This is a genomic window from Chthonomonas calidirosea T49 (assembly GCF_000427095.1).
In the GTDB taxonomy this organism is placed as follows: domain Bacteria; phylum Armatimonadota; class Chthonomonadetes; order Chthonomonadales; family Chthonomonadaceae; genus Chthonomonas; species Chthonomonas calidirosea.
On sequence record NC_021487.1, the window covers coordinates 971491 to 984208 of the forward strand.

Here is a 12718-nt window from a genome sequence, read left to right on the forward strand (position 1 = left end):
ATTCAACAGAAGTTGTTCCCTAAAGGGCGTTTGTGATATAATCCGAGTTGCGATTAAGTCATTTTTGATAGGAATTCCGGGAGCGCTTTTCACCGTGCTCGCCGGTTTGTAGGAGTAAGGAGAACGATTTCACTATGTCGGGACATTCCAAATGGCACAACATTCGCCTGCGCAAAGGCGCGCAGGATGCAAAACGCGGAAATCTCTTCACCAAACTTGCTCGTGAGATCATCATTGCGGCGAAAACAGGCGGTGGAAACCCAGAAACCAACACACGTTTGCGGCTTGCCATTCAAAAGGCTCGCGAACACTCCATGCCCCAAGAGAACATTCGCCGCTCCATCATGCGCGGCACCGGTGAACTGGAAGGCGAAGCCTATGAGGAGGTCACCTATGAAGGCTACGGCCCCGGAGGTGTGGCGATTTTGGTGGAGTGTGCCACCGATAACCGCAACCGAACGGTGGCCAACCTGCGTAGCATCTTCAGCAAACATGGCGGGCGCATAGGAGAATCGGGATCGGTGGCCTATCGTTTTAGGCCCATCGGGCTCATTGTCATCCCACGGACGGCAGTGGAGGAAGACCGACTCTTCGCACTTGCCATAGAAGCCGGTGCGGAAGATATGCGCACCGATGAGGAGAACTACGAGATCGTAACCCAACCGGAAGATTTTGCCAAAGTGCGCCAAGCTATCGAAGATGCCGGCATCCCGATGCTGCGAGCCGAATACACAATGGAGCCGCTGGACTTGGTTCACCTTGAAGGGAAAGAAGCCCAACAGATGCTCCGCCTTTTAGAACGCCTTGAAGAAGACGATGACGTTCAACATGTCTATGCTAACTTCGATATTGCCGACGAGGTGCTGGAGGCCTCTGAGGGGTGAATCGGGAACATTGCAAAAAAATGAAACGCACGGCCTTCGTACTTCGTCTGTCCTTTAAACAACAGAACGTTGTTGGCATCCGCCTTTTTGTCTCTATGCCTTCACCACCGGCCGGCCACCACTAGACTTACGCTTAGGATGAGGGAGGGGCGATGACCCCTAGACGCATTGCAGATCTACGTCCACTTTGCGTTGCAGTCTTCGGACTGCTGTGGCTAGGGTTGTGCGCGCCTCTCTCCGCCGCGCCTACCATTGCTCTGCAGCCGTTGCTTGGGTTTGGCTCGTTCACCGGCGGTATCACCTATTACCGCCCCCACTCGTGGAACCTGCTTGCGGTTCACCTGGTCGGAACCGCGCCAAAGGGGGCTACTCAACTGCAAGTCATCGTGCGCCGTGGTGATCACCAAGACACCTACATTCGTAACCTACTGTTCGACGGAGGCCCGCTTGACCAGACAGAGACGTTCTCTATTGACCTGTCTCCCCTAAAGCTCGATAACCCCTTCACCTATCCCTTACAGAAGCAAGAGATCAGCGTGCAGTTGATACAGGATGGACACCTGTTGGCAGGCCCAACGCAGGTGCCCCTCTCCGTGCCGCTAAGCGATATCTCCTATAACCTGCTCGTGCTCGATTCCCATCCGGCCGCACTCCACTTCCTTGCCAACCATCTATTCGACATCGTCCATCGTGGTCAAGATACAGGCAGCTTAGGAGGTACGTTTCTCGGTTCTGGCAATATAAATGCCATGATCAACCCCATTGTCTTGCTTACCACCTCACCAGCCCTGCTGCCCTCCTCACCACAGGCCTATGCCCCGGTAGATGCGGTCGCCCTTGGCGACCTCGATCTTGAAAACCATGCCTCGCAAGCGCAGGTGGACGCCCTGCGCGGCTTCGTATGCTCTGGTGGCACGCTCATCGTCTCCGGCGGCCCCGATATCAACCGATTAAAAAGCTGCCCACTCCACGATCTCTTCCCACTGATTCCTAATGGCATTCGCACCCTAACCCAACTGCCCACGCTGGTCACACGCTATCAAACTCCTCTTTTGCTACACCACCCCATCGCCCTCACCACCGGCACGCTTCAACACGATGCCAAAGTACTGCTCACAGATCAACAGGGGAATCCTTTAGTGCTCGAACGCCCCTATGGCAACGGTGTTGTGCTCTTTACAACGTTCGATTATATGGATCCCGCCTTCACCACCTGGCCTGCTGCCGCCTCTTTTTGGCGCGACCTGCTTCTTAGCGGCAATTTTGAGGTCTCTCCTGTAGAGATACTCGCTAATGACGGGATGTGGACAGGCTCAACCAATCTCATGGATGGTCTTCTCGATGCACTGGCCAACCCGCAAGCTACCCAACTTCCCTCTCTCGGCCTCATCGCTCTGTTTACCCTAGGCTACGTTCTGCTGCTGGTTCCCGTCAACTATCTTGTGCTAAAACGCATGGATCGGAAAGAGCTGGCCTGGCTAACGACCCCGGCCATCATCCTGCTGTTCTCCATCGGCTCCTACGCCATTGGAGCCAGCATGCGCGCGCATATCGTCTCCTTTAATCGTGTGGCCGTGTTGGAAACACAGGCCGGTTCCGATCGGGCCTACGGCCTGGCGCAAATGGCCCTCTACTTGCCTACCCCCGCTAATGTGAGCATTACCCTCTCCTCCACCGATGCTACCCCCAACAATCGTCTCTACTATCCTCAGTTTATGGCGGTATCCGATCCTTCTCTCCTTCCTAATTCCGGTACCTTGGTGGTGGACGATGCGGGTGTGCAGCTTCGCAATGTGCAGGTGCCGTTTTGGAGCACCTGCAACTTTGAAGCGCCGTTTGAACTGGCCTTAGGGGGTAGCGTAGAAACTACGGCGCGCTGGTATACCCCACATACTATTCAGCTCAGCATCCACAATGGAACCCGTTTTGCACTCAAAAACGCCGAAGTCTCCGTGCTGCGCCGATCCTATGGTATTGGGGACATTGCGCCGAACAGTACCGCTCACATTACCCTTCCCATGTCTTCTCTTCTCTATTATTCCGCCAACTACGGGTTTACAAACACGGTCACGGTCTCTCCCCCTCCTCTTACCGCGACCGACTCACAAAAGCGACTCCTAACTCAAGCGCTAGCCGACCTCTTAAGCGGCACAAATGTCGCCAACACCATTATGGGGTCTTTTGGGTTCGGCGGTGCCCCAAATATGTTAGCGGACGATGGCTTTGGCCGGGCCTCTCTACTGCTTACAGCTTGGCTGGATGTACCCGTCGTTCCAGCCCAAATAGACGGCCACGATGTTGCTGGCGACGAGACGGCGCTGTTGTGCGTACATCTTCCTACGCCTCCAAACGCGCCTAGCAATTTCCCGGGCATCTCTCCGTTTTCAGAACAACCCCTGACCGATATTCCCAGCAACCGTCCGGCGGCCACTAATACCATGCCCTTGCCTGGAGGACGCTAACCATGTGGGAGAACCCTATTTTTCTACGTGAGATGCGCATTCGACTTCCAAAACACCGAGGCGTTCGCATCGGGGTTTTGATAATGGCCGCCGTTTTCCTCCTCACCGTCTACCTGCGGATGATCACCGAGCTGGCTCAACGGAACATCAACTCCGATGCCGACATCCTATGGGCGATTCTGGTATGGGTACAGTTTCTCTTCACGCTCTTTGCTGCGCCTGCCTATGCGGCCAACGCCTTTTCCCGCGAAAAAGAGCAACAGACCTGGGATCTGCTGTTAACGACTCCGCTTACAGCCTCCGAGATCGTGCTCGGAAAGCTCATGGGGCGTTTTGCCATTTTTCTCTTGCCCATCGTGCTTATCTTGCCGTTGGAAATTCTCATCGCTTTCGCACTTGGCTACTATACAAACGGTCTTTTCTTTCTCACCCTGTTAACACTGCTTATTTTCACCTTCTTCTTCATCTCTCTAAGCCTCTATGCCTCATGGTGCCTCAGTCGCACGCTCTACGCCCAGATCGTATCCTATACCGTTCTTATTGGGATACTATGCATCGGCACATCTCTCTTAACGGCCGCCGTACTGGTGCTATCCAGCATCTCAACAGGCACAACAAACAGCTCTTCCCAACTGCCCTGGCTTTGGCTTAACCCCATCTACCTTTTTAGCCTGCTCTTTGAAAAGCCAACCGATCATCTTTATCAGCTTGGTGTTGGCCTGTTCGTCTATCTTGTCTTAGGGACATTAATGATCTATCATATCATCCACAATTTGCGACGCCATAGGGAATAGGTTCATGACGGCTATCGTGCAGGTAAAAGGGTTGGAAAAGGTCTATCGTGTGGGGCGCCAAAAGCTCCATGCGGTGAAAGGAATCGATCTCGAGCTGGAGCAGGGCGATATCTTCGGCTTCATCGGCCCCAACGGCGCAGGAAAAACAACAACCCTGAAAATCTTGGCCACCCTTCTTCCTCCAACAGCCGGCACGGCTCTTATCGCAGGTCATGACGTTGTCGCCGAACCGGATGCCGTGCGCGAGGTCATTGGCTACATGCCCGACTTCTTTGGGGTCTATGACGATATTAAGGTGTGGGAGTATCTCGACTTTTTTGCCGCCGCCTATCGCATCCCTAAAGCACACCGAGCGGGCATCATTGATGATGTGCTTGCTCTTACCGATCTCACTGATAAGAAGGATTCTTACGTTGAATCGCTATCCAGAGGAATGAAACAACGGCTCTGTCTAGCGAAAACGCTTATTCACGATCCCAAAGTGCTGCTGCTCGACGAGCCTGCCTCCGGTCTCGACCCACGCGCGCGCATCGAGCTGAAGGAACTGCTCAAAGAGTTGCAGGCGATGGGCAAAACCATCATCGTCTCTTCCCATATCCTTCCAGAGATGGAGGAGTTCTGCAACAAGATAGGCATCATCGAGCGGGGAGAGATGGTAGTGGCCGGAGATGTACAGCAGATCGCGCGCCAGATACGCGGCCAGCAGTTTATCGAGATCACGATCGCGGATGGCTTGCCAACCGCCGAGCAACTTCTGCAAAATATGCCGGAATGGGTACACTCTGTGCAACGGTGCGGTGTGGATATGGCCAATGCGGATGTCTCCGCCCCGCCTCCGCTGCGGGGAACGTTGCGCATCGGTTATATCGGAGAGCCCGAAGGCGAATACGAGGTGCTGACCGCTCTGGTGCAGGCCGGAGTCAAAGTGCGAGCCTTCCACCCCGTGAAAACCGACCTCGAAGACGTGTTCTTGCGCTACACCAAGGGACAGGTAGCATGATACGCAATGTGCTAGCAGCTCTTACAGACCAACCCCTGCTCGTGCGCGAGATGCGCACACGTATGCGAGGAACGCGCGCCTACTGGACTCTATTTGGCTATCTGCTGATCCTTGTGCTGTTTGTGCTCTTCACCTACTGGGGGCTTCTCATTCGACTCAACTCGCCAACAACAGGCCATCTACGCGCCGCCCACGAAATGAGTAACAGCATCTTTAACACCACCATTGCCGTGCAGTTCTTCCTGATTCTCTTTATTATTCCGGCCATTACCAGCAGCTCCATCGCGCAAGAAAAAGAGCAGCAGTCCCTCGACCTGCTGCTAGTCACCCCTCTCTCACGCGCCCGCATTGTCTACGGCAAGCTGCTCTCCTCCACCGCCTTTGTCTTGCTGATGATCGCCACGAGCCTGCCGATCGTTTCCATCTGCTTCCTATTTGGCGGTGTCTCCAGCCTACGCGTGGCAACCTACTACATTTTTCTGATCAGCTTTAGCCTCCTTAGCAGCGCCTTAGGGCTGATGTGGTCTTCCCTTACAAAAACCTCGGCGCAGGCGGCTATTTTCACCTATCTTTCAGCCATTCCGATCAGCATTTATAGCTTTTTTTATGTGACCACCTACACCGTTGCCATTTTCGTCACCAGCAATGAGTCCATGCTTTTTAAATTTGCCCTCGAATACCTCTTCATCGTCTCTATACCCGCATCCCTCTGCATGAATGCGGTTACCCTGTCACGACTCTATGCAGAACCGGCCGATCATGCTGGCTGGCCACGCCTCCTTTTTCTTTTACTGAACCTCCTCTTCATCGTATCTATCGCATGGATGTTGCAACATTGGCCAAACTTACCCATCGTCTCTCCCTTCGCTATCAGCTCAAGTCCCCTCCAAAACAACTCCAACGTTCTGTCTACGTTGCTACAAAAGCTTTTTAATCGATTCACCGGCATCTGGTGTGCTTATCTTTTGATTCTCGTTCCCTGCTGTGCAACCAGCGCGCTCTATCCTGAAGATATCGCGAAGCTTGGCTTCGGCCGCTATCTCCTTTCCGGTTGGACATGGCGCGGCCTTCGACGTGCCTATCCAGCATCGGGCACAGCCTATGTCACCATTTTAACCCTCCTGGCCTTCCTTACAATCTGTCTCTGTCTTAGTTGGGTGTATGGACTTCACAATGTGATAGACGCAGCGTTTGGGCCGTCATCGTCTTTTTTAGCGCTCTTGGGGCTTACCTTCGCCTACATCTTTGGCCTCTCGTTCGTGTGCCTGTTTCTCTCATTCTATGTACAACGAATTGCCATTCTAGCGATATGGTTGTTCTTTGGCATTCCCTGGCTGCTGCCTTTTTCTGGCTTGCGCGAGGCCATTCTACAGCTCTTGCCAAGCTACCTCATCTTCGAAAATCTCCGCACTCTCGACCCGAACACCCTCCTCAACATCGCCACCGCTTGGGTTCTCATTGGCGTTGTCTCTTTCACGCTCTGCCTGCTCGTCCTACGTAGGCATCGAATCGCTCAAAAATCTGACTTTCTGACCTTGTCGGAGGTTCCTCATGAGCCTACAAGCTAATCTCTCTCCGCGATACGTTCCTTCACCGCTTAACGTGCTTCTTCGCAGAGCCACGTTGCGTATACGGGCGGCACGGCTGCTCCGCTTCGGCACAGCCGGGCTCTGCGCGGGCAGCTGGCTCGCCGTTCTCTTGTTAGGTGCTAGTAAACTTCGTCTGCTTCCGCCCGTACTCTGGCTGGAGTTCGGCCCTATTCTTCTCGGTCTGTTCATTGGCGCCGCGGTTGCTCTGCTACCTCGCCTCTCTACTCTCTCCGTGGCGCGCCTTACCGAGCAGCGCGCCGACCTCAAAGAGCGGCTCAGCAGCGCCATCGCGCTCGAAACCTCCGACAGCATGTCGCCCTTCTACCCCGCGCTGCGTGACGATGCCGAGCGCCACGCCGCCAGTGTCGATCTGAAAGCTATCTATCCGCTGCGCATTCCTCGCACGTTTTGGCTTAGCCTGCTGGCTTTGGCTCTGTTGGCCGGTGTCACTCTATTGCCGTCCCTTCCGCTCTTTTGGTCAAAGGAGAAAAAAGCCGAGATGAACGAGGTGAAGAAGGAGGGCGTTCGCATTGTGCGCCTGGCACAACAGGCAGAAAAAGAGGCCACCCAAAAGCATCTGCCGATGACCAAGCAGGCCGCAGAGGAGCTGAAAAAGCTGGGGACGAAGATGCGCGAGGGCAAGTTGGACAAAGTCCATGCCATGGTGGCCATGAATAAGCTCACTCAAAAGCTGGCTGAGCAGCAGCGTCGACTGGCCGCTCAGAAGCAGAACGCCGCCCAAGCGCAGCAGGCCGCACAGCAGCTGAAGCAGTCACTGCAAAAACTAGATAAGCAGCTTCAACAGCGTCAACAAGTTCTGCAACGGATGGCGGCAAACCAACAGATGAACCCCAACAACGCCCTCCGCAATGGTCAGCAAGCTCGCCAACAACATGGCGCTCAGAAAAACGGCTTGGACGCCCTTAAGAAGCACGCAGAACAGATGCAGCAGCTTAAAAAGGAGCTGGCCAGCCTACAAAAAATGCAGCAAGCCCTCCAAGCTATGCAGCAGGCTCTGCAGATGCAGAACAGTCAGGCCATGCAGCAGGCGATGCAGCAGCTATCGCAACTTGCTCAACAGAGCATGGGAAACCCTCAACTCGCCCAACAGATGGGGCAACAGCTCCAAAGCCTCGCGCAGGCACTGCAGCTGGCCGGCTTAAATCGCACCGCTCAGCAGCTGGCTCAAATCGCAAAAATGCTCCAGAACGCGCACAGCCTCAACGCAGAGCAGCTGGCATCTCTTCAAAAGCTCCTCGCCCAAATTGCCAGTATGTGCCTAGGAGAGTGTCAAGCGCAATGGTGGCAGATTAGTCCTCTCGACCAAGAGGCGCTCTTGGCTCTGCTTGCGGCTTTTCAGAAGAACGGAAAGTTTGGGTTTGGTATTCCTGGGTTAGGCCTTATCCCAGGCGGTATGTCGAACGGGGCGGCCCTTTTCGGCAGCCACCGACGCTTCTCCGCCATGAAAGACCCAGGAAAAACCAAAGCGCATCTGCTGATCGCCAACAGCAAAAGCGATAAAATGGGACAAGGGAAATCCGGCTCGCTGCAAGAGTTTATCCACTACCTGGCCATGCATCCTCACACGCCCAGCCATGCGCCCAACGGCATGATTCTGGGTACACGTACCCAGAAGGGCAACGAACTCTCCATCCAGTTTTTAGGTGATCCCGAAGGGGGCGTGGCCTCACAGCCCTACTACCAAGCCCTGATCACAAACCAGCGCCAAGCTGAGAGCGTGCTCAACCAAGAGCATGTTCCGGTAACGCTGCGGCAGCAAGTACGCGCCTATTTCGATACCCTCCATGGAGAAGGAAAGTAGAACGATGTCGGATATTACACAGCAAGTGGAACAGTTTCAACATGCTTTTGATGAGATACGCACCGAGATCGGACGGGTTATCGTCGGCAACAAGGAGATCGTAGAGGGCGCGCTTATATGCCTCTTCATGGGCGGGCATGCGCTCCTTGAAGGGGTGCCTGGCCTTGGAAAAACCCTCTTGGTACGCACCCTCGCCGAAACCGTACGCTTGAAGTTTAACCGAATTCAGTTCACCCCCGACCTCATGCCTGCCGACATCACCGGCACGACCATCCTCTCAGAAACCCCCGATGGGAAACGGGAATTCCGCTTTCAGCCTGGCCCCGTATTTGCCAATGTGCTCCTCGCCGATGAGATCAACCGGGCGACCCCCAAAACCCAGTCCGCTCTGTTAGAGGCCATGCAAGAGCGTTCCGTTACCGTTGGCGGCGTCGTTCACAAACTTGAGGAGCCGTTCCTCGTGCTGGCCACTCAAAATCCTATCGAGATGGAAGGAACCTACCCTCTGCCGGAAGCACAACTGGATCGCTTCCTTTTTAAACTGCTGGTCTATCCGCCCAACTTCGAGGAGCTTTCGGCCATTGTAGACCGCACAACCGGCGAGAAAACAGAGACGGTACGCCCTGTGCTTGACGGGCCCACCATTCTACAGTGGCGCCAGTTAGCACGCGCTGTGCCCATTGCCCCCAACGTGCAAGAGTTCGCACTACGCCTTATTCTCGGCACTCATCCCACGAACGACGAGGCCCCTCGCATGGTGAAGCAGTTCGTGCGATTCGGCTCTAGCCCCCGTGGCGCGCAAGCGCTGATTCTGGCCTCTAAAATTCGTGCGCTCACCAAAGGGCGCTATAACGTGGCCATAGAGGATATCGTTGAGATAGCAAAACCGGCTCTTCGACATCGCATCCTTCTTAACTTCGAAGGTCAGGCCGAGGGCATTGTGACGGATAGCATCATTGAGGAACTGATTGCCCATACTCAAGAGGCCTTGAAAATCTCGGTAGGCGTCTGAAACGCCTCTTTTCGACGTCCTCCTAGGAATTAGAGTATAATAAGTGTGTCTACGTTCTGACAGCGCAGGGCGTTGAGAGCCGGGCCAGCTGCACAGGTAGGCAATCGAACCAGGTCAGGTTCGGAAGAAAGCAGCCTTAAGATTAGCCTGCCCGGTGCGGCCTGTTCACCCGGCTCTGAGCGCCCTGTGCCCTTTCCAGTGCCTACTGTGGGGATAGGATGGGTGCCCTATGGCCTACGTTGCGCTCTATCGCAAATACAGGTCGCAAAATTTTGAGGAACTGATGGGGCAAGATGCCGTCACAACGACCCTCCGTAACGCCATCGCCACGAAACGATTTGGGCATGCCTATCTCTTCTACGGCGCGCGCGGATGCGGAAAAACCTCCACAGCCCGTCTATTCGCCCGTGCCCTGAACTGCGAAAAGGGTCCAACCCCCAACCCCTGCGGAACCTGCCGATTCTGCGTGGCCATTCGCGAAGGAACCTGTCTCGATGTCGTCGAGATGGATGCCGCCTCGGAAACGGGCATTGACGACGTTCGTGAAAAGGTCATTGAAAACGTGCAGTACGCCCCAACCGAGGCGCGCTATAAAGTTTACATCATTGACGAAGTGCACGATCTCTCGGCTAAAGCCTTTGATGCCCTCCTAAAGACCCTCGAAGAGCCCCCCGCTCACGTCGTGTTCATTCTCGCGACCACCGAGTTTCATAAAGTACCGATCACGATCCGCTCTCGCTGTCAATGCTTCCAGTTCCGACGCGGCAGCCTACAAGACCTTGGTACCGCCATTGAGCGTGTGGCGAAAGCCGAGGGGTTTCAAATTGAGCGGGATGCCGTCTACCAAATTGCTCGCGCGGCCGAAGGCTCCTGGCGCGATGCGCTCTCCCTCCTCGAGCAGATCATGGCCTATTCCGAAGGAACCATCACCGCACAGACCGTGCAGCAGGCCATTGGCGCAGTGGACTTCCATACGCTCGCCCATGTTACACAGGTGCTCGTTACAGAAGACCTCGGCGCCGTTTTCAGCCTAGCCGGTGAGCTGCTGGAGGGAGGTGCGGATGCACGTCAGCTGCTTGCTTCTCTTCAGGGGCATCTGCGTGACTTGGCCGTTCTCGCGGCAGGCGCTAAACAGGCTGCACTGCAGGAGATGGGCGAAGAAAGGGTAAAATGGTTAGAGCCGCAAGCCAGCCTCTTCTCCACCAATACCCTCCTCGAGATGATGCGCGTGCTGGCCGAGGCGGAACAAGAGGTGCGATTCAGCAATCATCATCGTTGGATCATTGAGCGCGCGTTCGCAACCCTCCATCGGCTTGCACGGGAATCGCTTTCTACAGCGTCTGGTCCACAATCCGCGCCAGCCGAACCCGTCAGCACAAAAGAACCCGCTCCTTCTAGGTCAAGCCTTCCCCCAACCTCCGCAACGGCTACCCCTGTGCCAAAACCGACGTCGCTTGGCACCCCTCAAACCCCATCGGAAAAAACATCACCTGCCGATGAGTCCGCGGAGGCGCCATCTTCCGAGCCATCGCCCAAGACCGAGGCCTCCGACCCTCGCTTTGCCGAAGAGATAAGCCTTGAGGTCATTCGCCGTGCTTGGCCAACGGTCGTGGAGCGATTCGGGAAAACAAGCCCGGCCGGCAAAGCCTTTCTCGAAAAAGGGGAAGTGATTGACCTGCAAGGCCATCAGGTGGTGCTCGCTTTCAAGGACGACTTCGCCAGAGAGCGCATACACACCAAAGGGCGCGACCTGCTCATCAAAAAGATCAACGAGGTGTTGCGCACACAGGGAATTCAGGTCGTCTGCATTCCCTCATCAGAGCAGACTTCCCTTCCCACAGCACGAGCGCAGTCGCCATCGCCTTCTACCCTATCGCTCGCGCCCTCACTGCAACCGGGAGCACCTCGTTCGCCCTTAGAGCACACCGCTCCTTCGGCTGAAACACCTGCCCAAACACCCCCAGCGGAAACGAGCGAGGTGTTGGCCACACCCCCCGATCCAAAACCAGAGACCGACCCTTTCCTCGCGGAAGTCTGCAAAGTTTTTCCCGTCGTTGAAGTAAAAGAGGAGCCGTTAACTCGTAACGGAAAACAGAACCCTAACGCTACACAAGGAGACCAAGAATCATGACTCGTTTTGGTGGATTGCCGGGTGGCTTTGGCATGGGCGATTTTCAAAAGCTGATGCAACAGGCCAAGCAGATGCAAGAGAATGTAGAAAAGATGCAGGAGGAGCTGAAGAACGCTCAGTTTTCCGCCGAAGCCGGCGGGGGCATGGTCACTGTGACCGTCAACGGCTATGGGCATCTCGTTGGAGTGAAAATTAAACCCGACGTCCTCCAGATGGGCGACGTGGAGCTGCTTGAAGACCTCATTGTTACCGCCAGCAAGGAGGCCGCTCAACTCGCTCAAAACGAACAAGAGGCCCGCGCCCAAGAGATTACCGGAGCACTCGGCTCTATTCCACCAGGACTGCTAGGTTAAGAGACGGATGCTGCACTACCCAAAACCACTTGCAAAGCTTGTGGCTGAGTTAGAGCGTTTGCCGGGAGTTGGCCCCAAATCGGCGCAACGTATGGCCTTCTACCTTCTGCGCCAGCCGAAGGAAGAGGCCGCTAAACTTGCAGAAGCCATCTTGCAGGTCAAAGAGACCATTCGCCTTTGCAAAGAGTGCTCGAACTTTACCGATCAAGAGCTTTGTGAAATATGCCGTGATCCGAAAAGAGACCGCTCTCTGCTTTGCGTCGTTGCCGAAACCCGCGACCTGATCGCCATGGAAAAAACCAACGAGTACAACGGCCTGTACCATGTTTTGCAGGGGTTGATCTCGCCGATGGATAACATCACCCCGGAAATGTTGCGCATTCGGGAGCTTTTTCCACGCGTGGCCAACGGCGTTCGAGAGGTGATTCTCGCTTTTAACTCAACGACCGAGGGGCAAACAACGGCACTCTATCTCGCCAGTCGCCTGAAACCGCTTGGGGTCAAGGTAACTCAAATCGCCCATGGACTGCCGGCAGGAGGGGAGTTGGACTATGCCGACCAGGCAACCCTTATCTCGGCTCTCCAGTGGCGTCGAGAGATCTGAGAGTGGCCAATCCTCCTTAACCACCTGTGTTTGAACCTACTCTCTTGTTCTAACGTAAGCTAATTTA

Annotated in this window: 10 protein-coding genes and 1 other RNA gene; all 11 read left to right on the forward strand. The window is 55.1% G+C overall.

From position 1 onward, the window contains the following. Positions 1–134: 134 nt before the first annotated feature. Entirely contained in the window at positions 135–884 is a 750-nt protein-coding gene (locus CCALI_RS04070; protein WP_016482207.1) for a YebC/PmpR family DNA-binding transcriptional regulator, read from the forward strand. Between the two features lie 152 nt (positions 885–1036). After that, a complete protein-coding gene (locus CCALI_RS04075) occupies positions 1037–3346 on the forward strand; it encodes a hypothetical protein (RefSeq protein ID WP_016482208.1) in 2310 nt (769 codons plus the stop codon). A gap of 2 nt (positions 3347–3348) precedes the next feature. Then, positions 3349–4140, forward strand: coding sequence for an ABC transporter permease subunit (locus CCALI_RS04080; RefSeq protein WP_016482209.1), 792 nt, complete (start codon positions 3349–3351; stop codon positions 4138–4140). Between the two features lie 4 nt (positions 4141–4144). Next, positions 4145–5140, forward strand: coding sequence for an ABC transporter ATP-binding protein (locus CCALI_RS04085; protein WP_016482210.1), 996 nt, complete (start codon positions 4145–4147; stop codon positions 5138–5140). Continuing rightward, a complete protein-coding gene (locus CCALI_RS04090; protein WP_016482211.1) occupies positions 5137–6708 on the forward strand; it encodes an ABC transporter permease in 1572 nt (523 codons plus the stop codon). Before CCALI_RS04085 ends, CCALI_RS04090 begins: the two co-directional genes overlap by 4 nt. Then, complete coding sequence (locus tag CCALI_RS04095) at positions 6692–8551, forward strand: hypothetical protein (RefSeq protein ID WP_016482212.1); 1860 nt, start codon at positions 6692–6694, stop codon at positions 8549–8551. The genes CCALI_RS04090 and CCALI_RS04095 overlap by 17 nt, the downstream gene beginning before the upstream one ends. Before the next feature lie 4 nt (positions 8552–8555). Then, on the forward strand, positions 8556–9563 hold the full coding sequence (locus CCALI_RS04100) for an AAA family ATPase (RefSeq protein WP_016482213.1): 1008 nt from the start codon (positions 8556–8558) through the stop codon (positions 9561–9563). Positions 9564–9640: 77 nt separating this feature from the next. Next, positions 9641–9741, forward strand: an RNA gene (ffs, locus tag CCALI_RS15665) — signal recognition particle sRNA small type. A gap of 51 nt (positions 9742–9792) precedes the next feature. Continuing rightward, positions 9793–11694, forward strand: a complete 1902-nt coding sequence (gene dnaX / locus CCALI_RS14835) for a DNA polymerase III subunit gamma/tau (protein WP_016482214.1) — start codon at positions 9793–9795, stop codon at positions 11692–11694. Then, complete coding sequence (locus CCALI_RS04110) at positions 11691–12047, forward strand: YbaB/EbfC family nucleoid-associated protein (RefSeq protein WP_016482215.1); 357 nt, start codon at positions 11691–11693, stop codon at positions 12045–12047. Before dnaX ends, CCALI_RS04110 begins: the two co-directional genes overlap by 4 nt. 7 nt (positions 12048–12054) lie before the next feature. Beyond that, complete coding sequence (recR, locus tag CCALI_RS04115; protein WP_016482216.1) at positions 12055–12651, forward strand: recombination mediator RecR; 597 nt, start codon at positions 12055–12057, stop codon at positions 12649–12651. Positions 12652–12718: the final 67 nt, after the last annotated feature.

Excerpts from the sequence above, each read along its gene's own strand:
- CCALI_RS04070 (WP_016482207.1), top strand. The coding sequence starts at position 135 with ATGTCGGGACATTCCAAATGGCACAACATTCGCCTGCGCAAAGGCGCG.
- CCALI_RS04075 (WP_016482208.1), top strand. The coding sequence starts at position 1,037 with ATGACCCCTAGACGCATTGCAGATCTACGTCCACTTTGCGTTGCAGTC.
- CCALI_RS04080 (WP_016482209.1), top strand. The coding sequence starts at position 3,349 with ATGTGGGAGAACCCTATTTTTCTACGTGAGATGCGCATTCGACTTCCA.
- CCALI_RS04085 (WP_016482210.1), top strand. The coding sequence starts at position 4,145 with ATGACGGCTATCGTGCAGGTAAAAGGGTTGGAAAAGGTCTATCGTGTG.
- CCALI_RS04090 (WP_016482211.1), top strand. The coding sequence starts at position 5,137 with ATGATACGCAATGTGCTAGCAGCTCTTACAGACCAACCCCTGCTCGTG.
- CCALI_RS04095 (WP_016482212.1), top strand. The coding sequence starts at position 6,692 with ATGAGCCTACAAGCTAATCTCTCTCCGCGATACGTTCCTTCACCGCTT.
- CCALI_RS04100 (WP_016482213.1), top strand. The coding sequence starts at position 8,556 with ATGTCGGATATTACACAGCAAGTGGAACAGTTTCAACATGCTTTTGAT.
- dnaX (WP_016482214.1), top strand. The coding sequence starts at position 9,793 with ATGGCCTACGTTGCGCTCTATCGCAAATACAGGTCGCAAAATTTTGAG.
- CCALI_RS04110 (WP_016482215.1), top strand. The coding sequence starts at position 11,691 with ATGACTCGTTTTGGTGGATTGCCGGGTGGCTTTGGCATGGGCGATTTT.
- recR (WP_016482216.1), top strand. The coding sequence starts at position 12,055 with ATGCTGCACTACCCAAAACCACTTGCAAAGCTTGTGGCTGAGTTAGAG.